15 protein-coding genes are annotated in these 17,712 nt (G+C 72.6%); 4 read left to right on the top strand and 11 right to left on the bottom strand.

Going from position 1 to position 17,712, the window contains the following annotated elements; all coding sequences use genetic code 11:
* Together H958_RS39450 and H958_RS0121805 are read left to right on the top strand one after the other, a co-directional pair.
* Positions 1-834 (top strand): carbon-nitrogen hydrolase family protein, encoded by an 834-nt coding sequence (locus H958_RS39450; protein WP_051324654.1) that lies wholly within the window; start codon positions 1-3, stop codon positions 832-834.
* On the top strand, positions 834-1,658 hold the full coding sequence (locus tag H958_RS0121805) for a DUF6885 family protein (protein ID WP_028060202.1): 825 nt from the start codon (positions 834-836) through the stop codon (positions 1,656-1,658). The genes H958_RS39450 and H958_RS0121805 overlap by 1 nt, the downstream gene beginning before the upstream one ends.
* Here the strand turns inward: H958_RS0121805 and H958_RS39445 are convergent.
* From H958_RS39445 to H958_RS46555, 5 genes are all read right to left on the bottom strand, one after another.
* Positions 1,604-2,818 (bottom strand): M20 metallopeptidase family protein, encoded by a 1,215-nt coding sequence (locus H958_RS39445; RefSeq protein ID WP_051324653.1) that lies wholly within the window; start codon positions 2,816-2,818, stop codon positions 1,604-1,606. The genes H958_RS0121805 and H958_RS39445 overlap by 55 nt on opposite strands.
* Complete coding sequence (locus tag H958_RS0121795) at positions 2,802-4,196, bottom strand: type I glutamate--ammonia ligase (protein ID WP_196807485.1); 1,395 nt, start codon at positions 4,194-4,196, stop codon at positions 2,802-2,804. The genes H958_RS39445 and H958_RS0121795 overlap by 17 nt, the downstream gene beginning before the upstream one ends.
* Positions 4,193-5,797: a thiamine pyrophosphate-binding protein gene (locus H958_RS0121790; protein WP_028060200.1), complete on the bottom strand. Its 1,605-nt coding sequence runs from the start codon at positions 5,795-5,797 to the stop codon at positions 4,193-4,195. Before H958_RS0121790 ends, H958_RS0121795 begins: the two co-directional genes overlap by 4 nt.
* An 80-nt stretch (positions 5,798-5,877) precedes the next feature.
* Positions 5,878-6,786, bottom strand: a complete 909-nt coding sequence (locus tag H958_RS39440) for a LysR family transcriptional regulator (RefSeq protein WP_051324652.1) — start codon at positions 6,784-6,786, stop codon at positions 5,878-5,880.
* A gap of 53 nt (positions 6,787-6,839) precedes the next feature.
* Positions 6,840-7,592: a preprotein translocase subunit YajC gene (locus H958_RS46555; protein WP_156028136.1), complete on the bottom strand. Its 753-nt coding sequence runs from the start codon at positions 7,590-7,592 to the stop codon at positions 6,840-6,842.
* A 215-nt stretch (positions 7,593-7,807) separates the two neighbouring features.
* On the opposite strand from H958_RS46555, the gene H958_RS39435 reads away from it, so the two are divergent.
* Entirely contained in the window at positions 7,808-8,341 is a 534-nt protein-coding gene (locus tag H958_RS39435; RefSeq protein ID WP_051324651.1) for an alpha/beta hydrolase fold domain-containing protein, read from the top strand.
* A gap of 116 nt (positions 8,342-8,457) precedes the next feature.
* Positions 8,458-9,387, top strand: coding sequence for an LLM class flavin-dependent oxidoreductase (locus tag H958_RS0121760; protein ID WP_051324650.1), 930 nt, complete (start codon positions 8,458-8,460; stop codon positions 9,385-9,387).
* A gap of 152 nt (positions 9,388-9,539) precedes the next feature.
* On the opposite strand, the gene H958_RS0121755 is transcribed toward H958_RS0121760, so the two are convergent.
* The 6 genes from H958_RS0121755 to H958_RS0121730 all read right to left on the bottom strand — a co-directional run bounded on the left by H958_RS0121755 (position 9,540) and on the right by H958_RS0121730 (position 17,622).
* Positions 9,540-9,971, bottom strand: coding sequence for a hypothetical protein (locus tag H958_RS0121755; RefSeq protein ID WP_028060196.1), 432 nt, complete (start codon positions 9,969-9,971; stop codon positions 9,540-9,542).
* Positions 9,968-10,501, bottom strand: a complete 534-nt coding sequence (locus H958_RS43855) for a DUF5666 domain-containing protein (RefSeq protein WP_051324649.1) — start codon at positions 10,499-10,501, stop codon at positions 9,968-9,970. Before H958_RS43855 ends, H958_RS0121755 begins: the two co-directional genes overlap by 4 nt.
* A 30-nt stretch (positions 10,502-10,531) precedes the next feature.
* Positions 10,532-11,752 carry an ABC transporter permease gene (locus H958_RS0121745; protein WP_028060195.1) on the bottom strand — a complete coding sequence of 407 codons (1,221 nt, stop codon included), beginning with the start codon at positions 11,750-11,752 and terminating at the stop codon, positions 10,532-10,534.
* Entirely contained in the window at positions 11,749-12,453 is a 705-nt protein-coding gene (locus H958_RS0121740) for an ABC transporter ATP-binding protein (RefSeq protein WP_028060194.1), read from the bottom strand. The genes H958_RS0121745 and H958_RS0121740 overlap by 4 nt, the downstream gene beginning before the upstream one ends.
* Entirely contained in the window at positions 12,450-13,679 is a 1,230-nt protein-coding gene (locus H958_RS0121735; RefSeq protein ID WP_028060193.1) for an efflux RND transporter periplasmic adaptor subunit, read from the bottom strand. The genes H958_RS0121740 and H958_RS0121735 overlap by 4 nt, the downstream gene beginning before the upstream one ends.
* A gap of 655 nt (positions 13,680-14,334) precedes the next feature.
* Complete coding sequence (locus H958_RS0121730; RefSeq protein WP_156028135.1) at positions 14,335-17,622, bottom strand: S8 family serine peptidase; 3,288 nt, start codon at positions 17,620-17,622, stop codon at positions 14,335-14,337.
* Positions 17,623-17,712: the final 90 nt, after the last annotated feature.

Genomic DNA, 17,712 nt, shown 5'->3' with positions numbered 1-17,712 from the left:
ATGCGCGCCGCCGTCGTGCAGACCAACCCCAGGCTCGGGGACGTGGCGGGGAACCTCGCGACCTGCATCGCGCGGATCCAGGCCGGCGCCGACGCCGGCTGCGACCTGCTGGTGTTCCCGGAATGCGCGCTCAGCGGGTACATGTTCACCGACGCCGAGACCGCGATGCGCTTCGCCGAGCCCGTGCCGGGACCGTCCACGGACGCGCTCGCCGCGGCCTGCGCGCGCACCGGGGTCCATTGCGTGATCGGGCTGCTCGAGCGTGACGGCGACCGACTGCGCAACACCGCCGCGCTGATCGGGCCGGACGGGCTGATCGGGCGCTATCGCAAGTCGCACGTGGCCTGCGTCGGTGTCGACTGCTTCACCGTGCCCGGCGACGATGCCTACGAGGCCTTCGACACCCCGATCGGCCGGATCGGGATCCAGATCTGTTACGACTGGCGCTTCCCGGAGGTCACTCGCATCCTCGCGCTGCAGGGCGCCGACGTGATCGCCCATCCGACCAACTCGCCGTCGCAGGCGCGCGAGATCGCGGAGTTCATCACGCGCGCGCGAGCCGCCGAGAACGCGGTCTTCTTCCTTACGGCCAACCGCTGCGGCGACGAAGGCGGGGTGTCGTTCTTCGGTTGGAGCCAGATCGTCGACCCGCTCGGCCGCCGGTTCGCCGAGGCCGGCGCCGACGAGGCGCTGGTGGTCGCCGACCTCGATCTCGAGCTCGCGCGCGCGAAGACCAAGGAGCCCGGCGACGGGCCGTATTCGGTGCGGCTGTTCGCCGACCGCCGCCCGGAGCTCTATGAGCCGCTGCTGCATCACGAAGGAGTGCGCACCTGATGCCTGACGCCGCCGACGTCCGCGTCCACGGCCCCGCCGCGATCGCGGCCGAGCACGACGCCGAGCTGCCGCAGAAGGATCAGCTGTGCGGCGCGTTCTGGACCTGCCTGGCGCTGCGGGCCCACGGGGTGCGCGAGCATGAGGGCGAGCCGGTCGACCAGGACCTCGTCGCCCGAGAGGCGGGAACCACCCTTGCCGAAGGCGACCCGCTGCAGTGGGTCCCTCCGGGCGAGCGCTCTCGCGCGGACTACCGGCTCGAGCTGCCCTTCGCTGACGATCCCGGCACCGCGGGGACCGCGGCCCCGCCGCTGGGCGGCGCGGTCGAGCGGATCTCGGGCGGGACGCTGACGGCGGTGCCGGTGGCGGGCCCGTGGACCGCCGCCACCGTGACCGGACTGATGGAGCGCGCGCTCGATCTCGCACCCGACGCGGTGCTGGTCGCCAACTTGCGCACCGGGCCGCTGTGGGCGACGCATCCCTCGCCCACGCTGCTGTTCTCGGTGCTCGCCGGAGAGGCGGTCGAGGGGCCGCCGTGCGAGTGGGACGAGGGACACTTCGTCTCGCTCTCCCTGCTCGTCCGCGGCGCGGGCGGCACGCTCGTCGGCATTCGCGACACGTACCGCTCGCTCGGCTGGAACGGGTTGCACCTGCAGCCGCCGGCGGCCGTCGCCGCGGCGCTCGAGCGGCGCGACGGCCGCGAGGGCGGGGTGCTGTGTGTGTGCCGCAGGGAGGAGGCCGGCGCGCTGCGGGCGCAGCTGGAGGCCGACGGCTACGAGCTGCGCGACTGGGACAACGGCAGCGAGCCGCTCGCCGCCGCCGCATAGGCGGCGGCGAGGGCGCGCGCGACGGGCCGCACCGTCGCCGTCGCGGGCAGGAAGCGCGGATGGTGCAGCGGCACGCGTGGCGCTCCGGGCGCGAGCTCGAAGCCGACGAAGAGCAAGAGCAGTCGGGCGGCCGCCCCGAACATGCCGAAGTCGTCGGAGCCGCACGAGCGCATCGGCGACGCCACCGGCAGTCCGGCCGCGACGAGCAGCGGCCGCACGCGGGCGGTCAGGTGCGGGTCGTTGACGATCGCCGGCTCGCCTTCGGTCAGCTCGACGCGTCCCGCGCAGCCGTGCGCAGCCGCGACGTGCTCGACGAGCTCGCGTAGCCGCTCCTTGAGCTGCGGCCTGACCTCGGGCTGGAGCGCCCGCAGCGTGCCCGCGGCGCGAGCCTCTTCCGGCACGACGTTCTCGGCCGTGCCCGCCATCAGCCGCGTGACGCTGAGCACCGCGCTGTGCAGCGGGTCGACGGTGCGCGCGACGAGCGTCTGGAGCGCGACCACGACCTCTGCCAGCACGACCACGGGGTCGCGCGTCGCGTGCGGGTACGCGGCGTGGCCGCCGTGACCCTCGATCACGACCAGGAAGTTGTCCGACGACGCGTTGACCGGCCCGTCGTCGGCCGTGACGGCGCCGGGCGCGACTTCGGGATGCACGTGCGCCGCGACGACGGTCTCGACGGCTTCCAGCCCGCCCTCCGAGATCAGCCGCACCGCGCCCGAGGGATAGTCCTCCTCGCTCGGCTGGAAGATCGCCACCAGCGGTGCGGGCAGCGTGTCCTCCACGCGCCGCGCGGCGCGGAACAGCGCGACGAGCGCGGCCATGTGCACGTCGTGCCCGCACGCGTGCATCGCGCCGGGGCTCGCGGCGAACGCTGCGCCGGTGCGCTCGGTCAGCGCCAGGGCATCCAGCTCCGCGCGCAGCGCCACGGCTCCTCCGCCACGCGGACCGAGCCGCGCCAGGATTCCCGTGCCGACCACGCGCTCGGCATCGTCGGCCTCGAGCGCCGCGAGCACCGTGGCGGCGGTCTCGTGCTCGGCGTGGGCCAGCTCCGGGCGGGCGTGGAGGCGCTCGCGCAGCGCCTCGGCGGCCGCGAGCTCGGGCTCGAGCGCCTCCAGCAGCCGGCCGAGCAGCTCGGCGGCCGTGTCAGTAGATGCGCGCATAGCGCGCGCAGCCTTCCTCGTCCGAGCTCGCCTCGAGCAGGGCGATCTCGGTGCGCTTCATCGCCGCGTAGGCGTCGCGCAGGTCACGCGGCACCGCGGTCTGGACGACCGCGTCGGTTTCGAACCCGTCGACCGCCTCAGCCAGCGAGCCGGGCATCCGGCCGATCGCGAGCCGGCGCAGCTCATCCTCGGGCAGCGAGTAGAAGTCGCCAATGACCACCGGAGGGGGCTCGAGCCGCTCACGGATGCCCGCGAGCCCGGCGAGCACGACGAGCGCCAGCAGGAGGTGCGGCGAGCACGCGCCGTCGGCGGCGCGGAGCTCCAGGCGTGCCTGGGCGGCCGGATCGGCGCCGCCGAAGGCCGTCGGTGTGGGGATGCGCAGCACGGCCTCGCGGTTGCCCGCCGCGAGGCAGGCCGCGCCGGCGCTCCAGCGGTGCGGCACGAGCCGCAGGTAGGACACCGGCGTCGGGGCGCCGGCCGCGCAGATCGCCGGCAGGTGCGCCAGCACCCCGGCGGCGAACCGGCCGGCGACGAGGCTGAGCCCGCCTGGGCGCTCGTGGTCGTGGGTGGCGGGCGCGCCGTCGGCGTCGCGGAAGCTCATGTGTACGTGCACGCCGTTGCCCGAGCCGTCGGGGCGCATGAGCGGCGCGAAGCTCGCGCGCCAGCCGCGACGGCGCGCGATCTCGCGCACGAGCTCGCGGACGATCGAGGCCGCGTCGGCCGCCGCGAGCGCCGTGCGCGGGGCGACGGTGACCTCGAACTGGTCGTCGCCGTACTCGGGCAGGAAGTTCTCCAGATGGAGGCCCGCGAGCCGAAGGGCGGCCGCGACCTGCGTGCCCATCGGCTCCGCCAGCCGCAGCGCCTCCATGCTGAACGCCGGCGGCGGCGCGGGGCTGTGTCCCTGCAGCACGAACTCGTGCTCGAACGCGGCCCACAGCCGCAGGCCGGTCTCGCGCTCGAGCCGCTCGAGCGCGCCCCGCAACAGGAAGCGCGGGCACGCATCCCACGGTTCGCCGTCGAGGTCGAGCGCATCGCAGAGCATGAAGTGCAGCGGCGGCAGGTCCGGCCACAGGTCCACCCTGGTGCGCGTCTCGGGGTCCGGCACCAGCCGCAGGTCCCCGAGCGAACCCCACGGGTTCGGCTCCGCGAGCGGTCCGAGGACGGTGATCGCCTGGTCCGCGGGGACCCAGCCGACGCCGGTTCGGAGGCTGCGCTCGAGATTGCGCAGCGGGACCGCTCTCCCCCGATTCAGCCCCGAGAGGTCGGCGTACAGGAACGCGACCAGCTCGTCGCCCTCCGCCACAGTCGATTCAGCGCCTGGCGACGCGAGCACGTGCGCATCCTCGCACGCCGGACGCCACGAGCGAGCGGCGGTCACCCGCGGATGACCTTCAGCAGCGGTCCGTACTCGAGGCCGGACAGCCGGGCGTCGAGGACCGTGCTGTGCTCGCGGGCGAGGGCGCGAGCCATCGCGTCCGACAGCTCTTGCGGCGTGCGCGCGATCTCCCCCTCGCACCCGAAGCCGCGCGCCAGCGCCGAGAAGTCGGTCTCGGCGAGGTCCAGCGAAGTTCCCGGGCGCCCTGTGGCCTGGAGCTTGATCCGGATCAGGCTCAGGCTCGAATCGTTGAAGACGACCACGACGACGCGGACGCCGAGCCGCCGGGCGGTCTCGAGCTCGGCGAGGTTGTATGCGAGGCCGCCGTCGCCGGTGAACGCGACCACGACCGCGTCCCGATCCAGGGCGGCGGCGGCGATCGCGGCGGGAACCGCGAAGCCCATCGTCGCCAGGCCGTTGGAGATGAGGAAGCGCCCGGGTCGCTCGACCCGCCAGGTCGTGGTGACGGGCAGCATGTGCGCGCCTGCGTCGACGGCGACGATCGCGTCGGGAGCGTGGCGGCGGACGATGTCGACGACGGCGCCGGCGTTGAGGTGGTCGGCACGGATGTCGAGCGCGGGCAGCACGCCGTCGCGGCACCGCTCGATCTCCGCGCGCGTCCAGGTGCCGGTGGTCCGCTCCGGAAGCGCCCGCCAGAGCTGCGCGGCGAGCTCGCCGAGCGCTCCGGCCGCCGACGCCGCCGGAGCGAAGTACTCGTCCCCGAGCCCGGCCTCGCGCAGCGCGTAGAAGGGCGCTTCATACGGCCACGGCTTGGTCAGCAGCTCGACGGGGTCCAGGCCGACGCCGAGCAGCGCGTCCGCGCGCTCCAGCAGCGGGCGCTCGAGCTCGCCGCCGCTGAGGATTCCGGCCCACGCGCCGTCGCTCTCGGGGACGACGCCTTTCGCCTTGTACGTGGTCAGGACGGGACAGCGGAGCCTTCGCACCAGCTCGACGACGTCGCGCTGATCGACGCCGCGGGCCGCCTCCAGCCCGATCAGGAGCAGCGGCCGCTCAGCTGCGCCCAAGCCGGTCGCGATCGCGTCGAGGTCGGCGGTGACGGCGCCCGGCTGGAGCTCGGGCTCAGGCCCCGGGCGGGCGGGCTCGCCCGCCGTCGCCCGTGGGAGATCGAGGTGCACCGGGCCGCGCGGGTACGCCGACGCGACCCCGAGCGCGCGGCGCATGCTGCTCGCCGCGCCCGCGGACTGGAGCGTCGTCCCCCATTTCGTGACGGGCGCGAGCAGCGCGCGCTGGTCGAGCAGCTGATGCCCCGTCGTGGCAGCCTCAGCGTCCGTCTGCCGATCGGAGATCACGACCAGCGGCACGCGGTCGAGGTGAGCATTGGCGACGCCGTTGACCACGCTCGCGAGTCCCGGGCCGCTCCCGACGACGACGACGGCGGGCCGGCCTGTCAGCTCCGCGTGCGCGCAACCCATCAGCGCCGCGGATCCCTCGCTCCGCGCCAGGACGAACTCGACGCCGGCCGCGCCGAACGCGTCCATCAGGTCGAGGTTGCCGCCTCCGCCGGGGAAGCCGAAGACCCGCGCGACGCCGGCGCGGACGATCTCGGCGGCGATCGCCTCGGCGACCGTGGGTGACGCGTCCACCTGGGGCAACGTAACGGCGGAGGCGGCGATCGGTCCAATCGAATGATCCACATCTTCGATGCAATCGGCGCATCAAAGACCTAGGCCCGCGGTTGCGGGAGCGTCCACGCCGCTCCAAGCTCCCGCGCGATCTCCGTCGCCATCAGGATCAGCGGCGTACGCACCGGCTCGCACCAGCTCATCTGCAGTGACGAGGTCGGCGACTCGCCGTGCAGGGGGCGCCACACGACGCCGCTGCGACCGAGGTTGGCGAACGAGGCGGGCTGCATCGACACGCCGATCCCGGCGCTCACGAGTCCGAGCTGGGTCTCGATGTCCGCCCCCTCCATCACGACGCGGGGGACGAAGCCCTCGGCGTGACACAGCGCGAGCACCTGGTCGTGGAAGACCGGGTTCGACGTGCGCGGCCACAGCACGAAGTCCTCGTCGCGCATGTCGGACGCGACGACGGCAGCGTCTCGCGCCAGGCGGTGACCGGCCGGCAGCACCGCGACCATCGGCTCGTCGACGAGCGTCTCGATGCGCACGCCGGCCGCCCCGTCGGCCGAGCGTACGATGCCGAAGTCGATCTCCCGCATACGCAGATGGCTCAAGAGCTCCGGCGTGCCCATCTGCACGATCTGCACGGCGACGCCCGGGACGCGGTCGCGCAGCCGCCTGACGATCAGCGGGATCAGGCTGTTCAGTCCGGCGCCGATGGAGGCGATCGACAAGTGCCCCGCTCCGCCGGACGCGGCGGTCCGCGTCTGGGTGAGCGCGCGCTCGACGTCGATCATGACGCGGCGCGCCTCCGGCACGAGCGCGTGTCCCGCCTCGGTCAATCGCACGCTCCGGCTCGTCCGATCGAACAGCGGCGCGCCGACGTACTCCTCCAAGCGCCGGATCTGATGGCTCAGCGTCGGCTGGCTGATGCTCAGCCGGTTGGCCGCGTGGCCGAAGTGCAGCCGCTCCGCGACCTCGAGGAACGAGCGAAGGAGCGCGAGATCCATTCATTGCCGATCGTAATCGAAGGCTTCGATCGGTCGAGTGGAATGATCAAACGCTAGTTGGCGCCGACGACCTTGAAGCTCTTGCTGACGAAGATGTGGTGGGGCCAGCTGACGCCGATGTTGTGGACCTCGTACTCGCCGTTGCTGAGCTTGACGACGCGGTCGACGACGCCGCCTGGGTAGGCGGCCAGTGCGGCTTCGGTCGCCTTGTTCGCCGTCGTGCCGCTGACGATCGTCCCCGAGCCCTCGGTGTAGTTCGCCGGGATCTGGCCGTCCTGCTTCGACGTGGCCGGTGCTCCACGCTTGAAGGCGATCACCTTCGACGGCGAGTACGTCGCGGACCCGCCGCTCGCCGGTTGCACGATGACCTGCGATGCCGTGATAGTCGTCCCGTCGGTCTTCCCGAGGACGAGGACGTGCTTGCCCTTGGTAACGGCACTTGCCGAGGTCGAGCGGGTCGCCGTCCGATATTTCGTGGAAGACGACTTCTTGACGGTGACCTTCTGACCCGCCGAGGTCGACACGGTGAAGCCCGACGTCGACACGCTGGCGACCGTACCGACGACGCCTCCGGCAGCCGGTCCGGACCGGGCGTTGGATCCCGGTGTCGCCGTCGCCGCCACGCTGGCCGTCTGCACCATGCCGGCACCGGCTGAGCCTGAGGTTGCGCCGACGACCCCGTAGGCGCCGCCTCCGATCACGACGACCGTGGCGCCGATGGCGAGGAGTCTGTTCAGTCTTCTATTTGTCATGCGACGAGGTTGACGGGGAAGGCTCGGAAGTTCCTGAGTCTCGGTCGACCGCAACCCGAGGATCGGGATGTCCGCGGCGACGAGCGTGCCGCCGTCGGCCGGCTCTCGGCGCGGAGTCGCCCAACGTATGGCCGCTCACCGTCTCGACGCACACCCGAGGCGGTTCCGCGGCTTCGCAACCGCGCGGGAGACGAGGATGGTCGTGACCATGGCGGATTCCGATGCTGACGAGGGGATCGATCGCATGAGGGGGGGGCGGCGGCGGCTTCGTGGTCGGTAGCCCGGAGGTCGCCGTTACGCCGGCGGCGCACTCGGGCCGCGTCGCGCACGCTCGCGCGCTCCTGCCGAGGTACCGGCTGGCCCCGGAGCACCCGTATCCCGCGATGGTCCAGGACGCCGTCGCGGCGTATCTCTGGCTGATCGAGAACGGCACGCCGCCGGCCGGCGTCGTCCTCGCCGGCGAGTCGGCCGGCGGCGGCCTTGTGTGCGCCGTCATCTCCGCGCTGCTCGACGGCGGACATCCGCTCCCGGCGGCGGCGGTTGCGATCTCACCGCTGGTGGACTTCAACTGCGAGCGAGCGTCGTGGCGGACGAACGCGGCCAACGAGGGGTTCGTGACCCGGGACCTGGTGCTCCTGAACGTGCCGCTGTTCCTCCCGCATGGGGATCCGGCGGCCGCGTCGCCCCTCAATCAGGACCTCGCGGGATTTCCGCCGCTGCTGATCCAGGTCGGCGACCACGAGGTCATCCGCGACGACGCCATCGCACTGGCCGAGAAGGCGACGGCCGCGGTGCGGGCCTAGGATCTCGGCGCTCGACCGCGGGCAGGCCGGCCGGGCCGGCCCGCATCCCGGCACCTTCGTCTATATCCCCCGCTGACGTTCGTCCCGTGGTGTCGTTCGGGGCCTAGCGTGGGCTCATGGCGAGCGTGCGCATCGGGATCGGGTTGCCCAATGCGGTACCGGGTGCCGCCGGTGGCCTCATCACCGAGTGGGCGAGCCGCGCGGAGCGGGCGGGGTTCGCAAGCCTCGCGACGATCGACCGGATCGTCTATGACTCCTACGACCCGCTGCTGGCGCTGGCGGCGGCCGCCGCCGTCACGGAGCGGGTGGAGCTGATGACGACCGTGCTGATCGGGCCGGTCCGCCCGACGGCGCTGCTCGCCAAGGAGGCCGCCACGCTCGATCGGCTGTCCGGCGGGCGGCTGACCGTCGGCATCGGTCTCGGCGGCCGGGAGGACGACTTCGCAGTCGCCGGCGTCTCGACCGCGGGCCGCGGCCGCCGGCTCGACGAGCAGCTCGACGAGTTGCGCCGCATCTGGGCCGGTGAGCGCTACGGCACCGACGGGCCGATCGGCCCGGCGCGGGTGCGCGCCGGCGGCCCGGAACTGCTGATCGGCGGCGACCCGCGCTATGCCGCTGAGCGCGTCGCGCGCCACAGAGCGGGGTGGACGCTCGCGGTGGCGGGCGGCCGCGGCGACGGCGGCGTCGGCGATCCGGCCGACCTCGTGGCGGGCAAGGCGATGCTCGCCGAGGCGTGGGCGCGCCACGGGAATGCCGGCCGGCCGCGCATCGTCGCCGTGTTCTTCTTCTCGCTCGGCGCCGGCGCCGCCGAGCACGCGCGGCGCGAGCGGCTGCGCTACTACGCCTGGCAGGGGGACGCGCTCGCCGCGCGCGTGGCCGGCGCCGCCGCGACGGCCCCTGCGGCCGTCCGCGAGCTCGTGCAGACCTTCGCCGCCGCGGGCGCTGACGACATCATCGCCTTCCCGTGCCAGGCGCGATGCGAGCAGATCGACCTGCTCGCCGGCACGGTCGGCACGCGGCTCGCCGGTACGCCGCGCGCCGCCTGACGGCTCCTGCTGGGCCGCGTCGCGGAGTCGCGGACGCCGGACTGGGCGCGCGCGTCGCGAGCGGTCTCGGCCTGGGAACGGCGGCGCGCGCCGCCTGAGGCTCGGCGACGCCCCTCGGGCCGGCGGGGCACGCCGGCCCAGGGGGCTCGGGGTCAGTTCCCGCCGGAGCCCGAGGTCGCGGCTCCCTGCGGGCGGCCTGGCATGACCTTGGCCAACGCCTGCTGGACCTTGGCGGTGGGCAGGTCGAGCGCCTTGGCAAGGTTGGCGGCCATCTGGCCTCCAGGGCCGCCCGCCGGCGGCGTGCCCGATCCCTGCTGCCCGCTCGGCCGCGTGCCGTTCGGCGCGCCGGCCGGTCGCGCGCCGGCGAGCGCCTGCTGCAGGCGCGTGGTGCTCACGCCGAGCTCCTTGGCCAGGGCGCTCATGTTGGCCTGAGAGAACGGGCCACCGGCGCGGGCCTGCCGTTGCGCGCCCTGGCCGGTGGGGGTCGGCGTCGCCGCGGTGGTGGCGCCGCCGCAGCCGGCGACGGCGAGCAGCGCTGCGCAGCCCAGGGCGACCGCCCCGGAACGGATGCTTCGTCGTGTCATCGCGTGATTCCTCTGGACGTGGTGCTGTCGGGAGACGCGCCGCCGCCGCCGGGCCGGCCGGCGCTCACACCGCTCGCGGTCGCGCTGAGGCTGGTCGCGGTGACGGTGCCGTCGGCGCCGGTCGTGCCCTGGATGACGACGGTGTCGCCAGGGTGGATCGCGTCGGCGCCGGCGGTCGCGTCGCGTGAGATCTTCGAGTTGCTCGTCGTCTTGACCTTCACCGTGGTGCCGTCGGCGCCGGTGACGTAGAGCGTCGAGCCGTCCTTGCTCTTGACCTGGCCGGTCGTGACCGCGCCCGCGGCGCCGGCCGGCCCTGCGGCGAAGCCGCCCTGCCGCGCGCCCGCGGCGCCGGCGGTCGGTGAGGTTCCTGAGCTCTTCTGCGCTTCGACGCCGCCGGCGAACCCGGCGGCCGCGATGATCACGGCGGTGAGGGCGGCCGTCGCCGGGGTCACGAGCTTGCGGCGCGCGCGGCGCGGTAGCTCCTGTTCGTCGTCGAGCCAGGTCGATTGGTCGAGTGTCGTGTCGGTCATTGGGAAGAGAACTCCGATGGGTGGCATGGGTTATTCGAAGCGCAGGGCGTCGATCGGTTTGAGCGCGGCGGCGCGTGCCGCCGGGTAGGTGCCGAAGAACAATCCGGCGAGTACGGCCGCGCCGAACGCGAGGAACACCGAGTACAAGGCGATCGAAGGCTGGACGCCGGCGATCGTGAGCTCGCTGCCCGCGACGCCGACGGCGACGCCCACCAGCCCGCCGAGCAGCGAGACGAGCACCGCCTCGGTGAGGAACTGCTTGAGGACGTCGGCTCGGCGGGCGCCGATCGCCTTGCGGATGCCGATCTCGCGCGTGCGCTCGGTGACGGTGACCAGCATGATGTTCATCACCCCGATGCCGCCGACGAGCAACGAGATCGCGGCGACTGCGCCGAGCAGTGTCGTGAAGACGCTGGTGCTCGCGTCCGACACGGCGAGGACGGAGCCCTGGTTGAGGACCTGGAAGCCGGGGGTGGCGGGGTCGGTGACGTGGTGGCGGTCCGTGAGGATCGACTGGACCTCGGCCTGTGCGGCGTCGAGCCTCTCCGAGGAGACAGCCTGGACGGTGATCGAGCTCAGTGAGCCGTAGCCGGTGAGCGCGTCCTGGACCGCTGTGATCGGCGCCATCACGAAGTCGTCCCGGTCCTGGGTGCCGTTGGAGCCCTTGGACTTCGTCACGCCGACGACCTGGAAGCTCGTGCCGTCGACGCGGATCGACTGTCCGATCGCGCTCTGACCGGCGAAGAGGTTCTGCGCGACCGTCGGGCCGATCACCGCGACGCGGGCGTGCTTGGTGACGTCGGCGGTGGTGAACATCGCGCCGTCGGCGAGCTGGTCGTCGCGGGCGCCGGCGTAGCTCGGTGTCGTGCCGACGAACGTCGACGGCTGGTAGCTGGTGGCGCCGTTGACGAGCGTGACGCTCGAGGCGGTGACGACCGGGGAGGCGCTCTTGACGTCGGGGGCGTCGAAGCCGTTCTGCAGCGCCTCGGCGTCCTGCGCGGTCAGTGAGAACCCGCTGCCGGCGCTGCGGCCGCCGGGTCCGCCGGGGCCGAGCTGCGGCTGCACGAGCAGGACGTTGGTGCCGAGCGCGTCGATGCCGGCCTGGACGGCGTGCTTGGAGCCGTTGCCGACGGCGACGAGGATGATCACGGCCGCCACGCCGATCGTCATCCCGAGGATCGTCAGCCCGGAGCGGAGCTTGTGCGCGGCGATGCCGCCGAACGCGATCCGCAGGGTCTCTGCGACGCTCATGCCGCCACTCCCGCCGCGAGCCGGTCCTCGAGGACGTGCCCGTCACCGAGCCGGATCACGCGCCGGGCGCGTTCCGCGACGTCCTGCTCGTGGGTGATCAGCACCACCGTGCGGCCTTCTCGGTTGAGCCGCTCGAACATCGCGAGGACCTCGTCGGTGGAGCGCGAGTCGAGGTTGCCGGTCGGCTCGTCGGCGAGGATCAGCGACGGATTCGTCACCAGCGCGCGCGCCACCGCGACCCGCTGCTGCTGACCGCCGGAGAGCTCGGACGGCAGGTGGCCGACGCGGTCGGCCATGCCGACGGCGTCCAGCGCCGCCAGCGCGCGCCGCCGACGTAGGGGTCGCGATATGCCTGCGTACGCCAGCGGCAGCTCGACGTTGGCCAGGGCGGTGGTCCGTGGCACGAGGTTGAAGCTCTGGAAGACGAAGCCGATGCGGCGGTTGCGCAGGTCCGCGAGGTCGTCCTCCGCGATGTCCTGTACGACGTGGCCGTCGAGCCTGTAGGTGCCCGACGTGGGCGCGTCAAGGCAGCCGAGGATGTGCATCAGCGTGCTCTTGCCGCTGCCGGACGTGCCCATGATCGCGACGTACTCGCCGCGCGCGATCTGCAACGACACGCGGTCGAGCGCGCGGACGACGATGTCGTCGGTCACGTGGTAGGTCTTCGAGACCTCGTGCACGTCGATGACCGGCGGCGTCATCCCCGGCCTCCGCCGCCGAAGCCGCCGCCGCCGAAGCCGCCGCCACCGAAGCCGCCGCCACCCCGACCGGGGCGCGCGCCTTGCTGACCGCTCGCCGAGGCCGAGCCGGTCGCCGCCGCGCCGGCTGCGGCGCTGGGCGACTGCACGTAGACCTGGTCGCCCGCCTTGACGCCGCTCACGATCTGCGTCGTGGTGTCGCCGGCGACGCCGGTCTGGACGGGCGTCCTGACCTGCTTGCCGTTCTCGACCAGCATCACGGCCGATCCCGACACCGCCTGGGACGGCACGCTCAAGCCGGAGACCTGCGACACGACGATGTCGGCGGATGCGCTCATGCCCGCGCGCGCCGTCGTGGACGCCTGGTCCAGCGCGATCGTCACGGGGAAGGACACGGCGCTGGCGGTGCTCGACGATGACGACGACGAGAGGACGCCGATCGCCGCGACGTGGCCCGCGAGCTTCAGCCCGGGGACAGCGTCAACGGTCACGGTCGCGGCCTGGCCGACCTTGATCTTGCCGACGTCGGCCTCGCCGACGGAGACGTCCATCTTCAGGCGGCTCAGCTGCGCGAGGGTGATGAAGCCCGAGCTGCCCGTCGTGGAGGTGGAGGTGGCCGCACCGTCGGCGGAGGCCGAAGACGATGCGCCGGACGAGCTCGACGTGCCGCTCGACGATTCCCCGGAGGAGCTCGACGTGCCGGAGCCCGAGCCGACGGCGTCACCGACCGCGCCGGCGATCGTGGTGACCGTACCCGGGACGGGCGCGCGTAGCGCGGTGTCGGCAAGCGCCTGCTCGGCGCTCTTGAGCGCGAGCTGCGCGCTGTCGACCGCAGCGGCTGCCGACGCGCTCGCCGTACTCGTCGACGCGGTCGCCTGCTGGTCCTCGGCGCTCGCCAGATCGGCCTTAGCCTGCGCGACGGCGACCTTCGCGCTGCTGTCGTCGATCCGGGCCAGCAGCTGTCCCTTGCTGACATGCTCGCCCTCCTCGACGGAGATCTTCGTCACATCGCCGCTGGTGCCGAAGTTCAGCTCGAGCTGGTTGGCCGGCGCGAGGTTGCCGCTGCCGGAGACCGTGGACTGGATGACGCCGCGCGCCACCGTGACCGTTCGACCGGAGTCGGCCGTCGCAACGGGAGAGCCGACGACGATGGCGGCGATGGCTACTGCGGTGGCGGCCAAGGCCGAGAGGGCGATGAGCGTCGGCGAGGGGCGGTCTCGGAGAGTCATGCCCCTGACTGTCGACGGCCCGCGTAAACAAGGCGTCTACTGGGGCTGGGGGATCGCTGAGTGCCTCCTCAGGCGTTTGCCGGGGTTGGCGTGTCACCCCGGCTCGCGTAGGCGGCCCGATAGCCCGGGACGGGTCACGACGGCTCGTCGCGCCAAGCCGTCGGCGCCGCCGCCCGAGGAATCGCCTCCAACGGTCGAAGTGGCGGCTGCGGACGGTGTTCGGGGACGACGACGTCTCGTGTTCGTGCTAACGGCGGTGCAGCGCGGGCTGGAGGACCTGCTCGCCGTAGCTCGTGTCGGCGGGGTTGAGGCTCACGCCCGGCTTAACGAAACGTCACCAGCGTCCGCAAGGGCGAGCTGGTCATCTCCCCGTTAGCCTTCAGCGCCCGACGAGGTAATGATCACATCGCCCCCCACACGAAGAAGGCTCGCGTTTGCGGGACTTCTTCGCCTCACGGGAGCGACGGGCTCGAACCCGCGACCTCCGGCACGGGCAGCGTCGCGCTTGCCGGCTTGAATCGCCTGCAAATCGCGAATTCAACCGGGTGGCACTCGCCCGTCGCGTGCTGATGTAGGACGTCTGCCGGGTTCTTTCGGAACTCCGCCGCCGGCGTTGTGGCCGCCGCCACTTGGGCGGCGGCCACGTTGGTTTGACCTAGGGCTGAATGGTGGACAGCGTGAAGGTCAGCGTCTGGCTGTAACTGCCGGTCCGCAGCGCGTCGTTCGCACCGACGTGCTGCGTGAGGCCGACGGTCACCGCGTCATTCGAGACCGGACCGGACCAACTGCTCTTGGAGAGCGAGACCTGCAGCGGCTCAGGCAGGCTGAACGCGCCGTTGGTCAGATGGCCGGGGGTGGCGACGCTCAGCGTCGCGTCGGCCGCCGAGCTGACCACGTCGGCCGTGGTGGCCGCCGTATAGGTCTTGTCGATGCCAGGCGTGAGCGCCCCGAACGAGGCGGGCGCGCCGAGCGAGAGCGCTAGCGTCGCCGGCGTCGTCGCGGACACCGTGGTCGTGCTGCTCGTCGACCCCAGCGGCACTGTGATCGCGACCGGCGCCGAGGCCGCCGACGCCTTACCCGTCTGGTCGGCCTGGGTGGCGGTCAGCGCCGCCGAGCCGCCCGGCAGGGCCGGCGACGGGGTGCACGACCAGGTCCCGTCCTTACCGACGGTGGCGGTACAGACCACCGTGCTGCCGTTCGAGACCGTCACCGTGTCACCCGCCACGCCGGTCCCGGAGATGAGCGGGGTCGTGCTCGTGAGCGTCGCCCCGCCGGCCGGCGACGTGATCGTCGGGGCCTGCGGCAGCACGTCGCCCACCACCGTCTGGGTGAACTCCTTGCCACTGCTGGTGAGGTTGAGCGCGACGTCGATCTCCCACGTCCCCGCCATCGGGTTCGCGACGTGGAAGGTGGCCGTCTGCATCGGCGTGCCGTTGACCGTCTGGGTGGTCAACAGGACACCGTTCACCGTGCGCGTCCTCGGAGGGCTGCCCGTCGTCGTCGTGTGGGTGGCGACCGAGGTCCCTGCCGGGTTGACCAGGTACAGCGTCATCGGGTCGTCCGTGCTCGTGTCCGGGGTCGTCACGGTGACGCCCAGGTCCGAGCGTCCGGCCGGCACGTTGACGTTGAACGTGCTGATCTGGCCGATCCCGCGCCCGACCGTGCTCGTGATCTGGGTGTCGAACTCGCCACCGGTGCTCGGCACCAGCGTGCGCCGGGCGATCGGGAGCGAGGTCGTCGCGCCGTTGGCGGCGGTGAACTGCACCGACTCGGGGTGGTCACCCGGCGCGTTGGGGAACGCCACCTGCAGCGGGATCGTCGCCGACCCGTGCGCCGCGATGGTCGTCGTGGGCGCGGCCGGCGAGGTGATCCAGTTCTGGCCGGAGGCCTTGAAGCTCACCGGACCGGTGTAGGTGCCCGGGACATTGGGCAGCGACTGCAGGTGCGCACGGCCGTTCGCCCACTTGATCTGCACCCGCCAGGTGCCGGCCTCGGGGTTCGCGACCTCCACGTGCCCGATGTTCGGCACGGTGCCGATCGCGGTCGCGGACGCCGTGCCGTAGTCGTAGGAGATCTGCCGCAGCCGGCCGGTCGGGTCGGTGAGGATGAAGCTGAGGATCGTGCCGTTGGTCGCGTCCGGCCAGATCATGTCCGCGTCGAGCCGGTCGAGGCCGGCCGGCACGTCGAACGTGATGTCCGGGGCCGCCTGGGCGCCGTCGGCCGGCACGGGCAGGGCGGGGTCCGGGGCGCTGACGTTCTCGGTGACCGTCTGGCCGATCTGGTGCTCCGGGCCCAGCTCACGGTAGGACCCCGTCACGGTCGTTGACGACTTGCTCGTGTTGTACAGCTTCACCGATTGGAAGCTCGTCGAGCCGCCGTCCCCGCTCAGGTCCAGCTGGGTCGGAGTCGAGATCAGGCCGTTCGTCGCCGGGGCGCTCGTCACCGTGGTGTTCGCCGTCTGCTGCGCGGCGGCGACCGCGGCGCCGATGTCGACCTGACCCGCGCCCTGCTGGTCGGCCGGCGCGTAGACGTCGCGCGCGGTGCTGACGAGCAGCTGCTTCACCAGCGCCGGCGAGGGGCTGTCGCCGTTGTGCGAGTCACGGTAGGCCTGGATGACGTCCGCAGCCGCGCCCGCGATCAGCGGAGAGGACTCGCTGGTGCCGCCGAACGCCTCAGTCTGCGTGTTCGTCGGGCAGTCACTGCCGTGCGGGTTGCAGGCGGCCTCGCCGCCGTAGCCCGGAGCGACCAGGTCGACCAGCTTGTTGTCGGGGGTCGTCCCACCGGACGAGAGCGGGGTGATGTCGTCGTTCACCCAGCCGGCGAAGCCGTAGGCCATCGCGTTGAGCCGGTGGGTGTTCGTCGCGCCGGCCGCGATGATCTTGGGGTCGCTGGCAGGGGAGGACACCGTGCCGGAGACGCCGCTGTCCCCGGAGGAGGCCACGACGGTCACGCCGGCATCGACGGCGGCGTCGTTCGCCGCATAGTGGATGGCGTAGCTGCCCGGGGAGTTCGAGTACCCGTAGGACTCGTTGATGACGTCGGCGTGCTTCTTGATCACCGCGGCGTCGATACCGGCCAGCAGCTCGGACTCGCTCATCACCGAGCGGTCGCCGGCGGCGCTCTCCGGGGTGTCGATGCTGTTCGTGTCGACGAGCGAGGCGCCGGGCGCGTCACCCACCAGCTTGAAGTAGCAAGTGTCCGGCATGCCGGAGTAGGGCAGCTCCTTGGAGTACTGGTACAGGACCGTGCCCTGCGCGTCGATCGACGAGGCGTCGCCGTAGTACTCGCCGTCGGTGCTGTCGGTGGTGTCGCCCGGCGTCGCGCCGATGACGACGCTGCCGCCGCCGTCGGCAGCCGGGCGGACGAAGTTCGGGTTGCCCACGAGATCGCCGCGCGGCGCGGTGCTGATCCCGTCGTTGGCGACGACCACACCGTGGCCGGGCTCGGTGGCCAGGCCGGCGTTCGTCATCGCCGGCGCGTTGATCGTCTGCAGCGCTTCGGGCTCGATGAGCGGGTTGTCGATGGTGCCGCAGTTGTTCGCCGTCGGGAACGGATTGGCCCCGGGGTCGGCCGTCGCGGACTTCGACCCCTTCTTCGCCCTGAGGGCCGTCGCGTCGGGGACGATCTTGGCGTTCTTGACCTGCGGCCCGGTGGGCGCGGGGTCGCCGATCGGCACGGTGGCGTCGGGGATGATCTCCTTCACCGCGGGCAGCCGGCGCAGCGCGTCCACGCCGGCGGCCGATACGTGCGCAGCCACCGCGTTGACGCTGACCAGCTGGACGATGCCGGTGCCACCGTTGTCACGGATGGCGGCGACGACCGGCTTCTGGTCGTTGTGCGCGGCCGCGACTCGGGCGCCGGCGGAACGGCGCAGGTTGAGGTTGGTGTGATCGTTATTGAGCCAGACGATCACCGCACCGCCCTGACCGGCACTGCCGAGCACCGGCGCCAATGCGGGGCTCGGGGTCGCGGCCGTGGCGTTGGCGATTACACCCGCCCCCGCCGCGGTCAGCGTGGCGGCACACAACGCGAC

This window comes from Candidatus Solirubrobacter pratensis, from assembly GCF_000425945.1.
Lineage (GTDB): Bacteria > Actinomycetota > Thermoleophilia > Solirubrobacterales > Solirubrobacteraceae > Solirubrobacter > Solirubrobacter pratensis.
The sequence above is the reverse complement of the archived record's forward strand: the minus strand, read 5'-3'. Positions and strand labels throughout refer to the sequence as shown.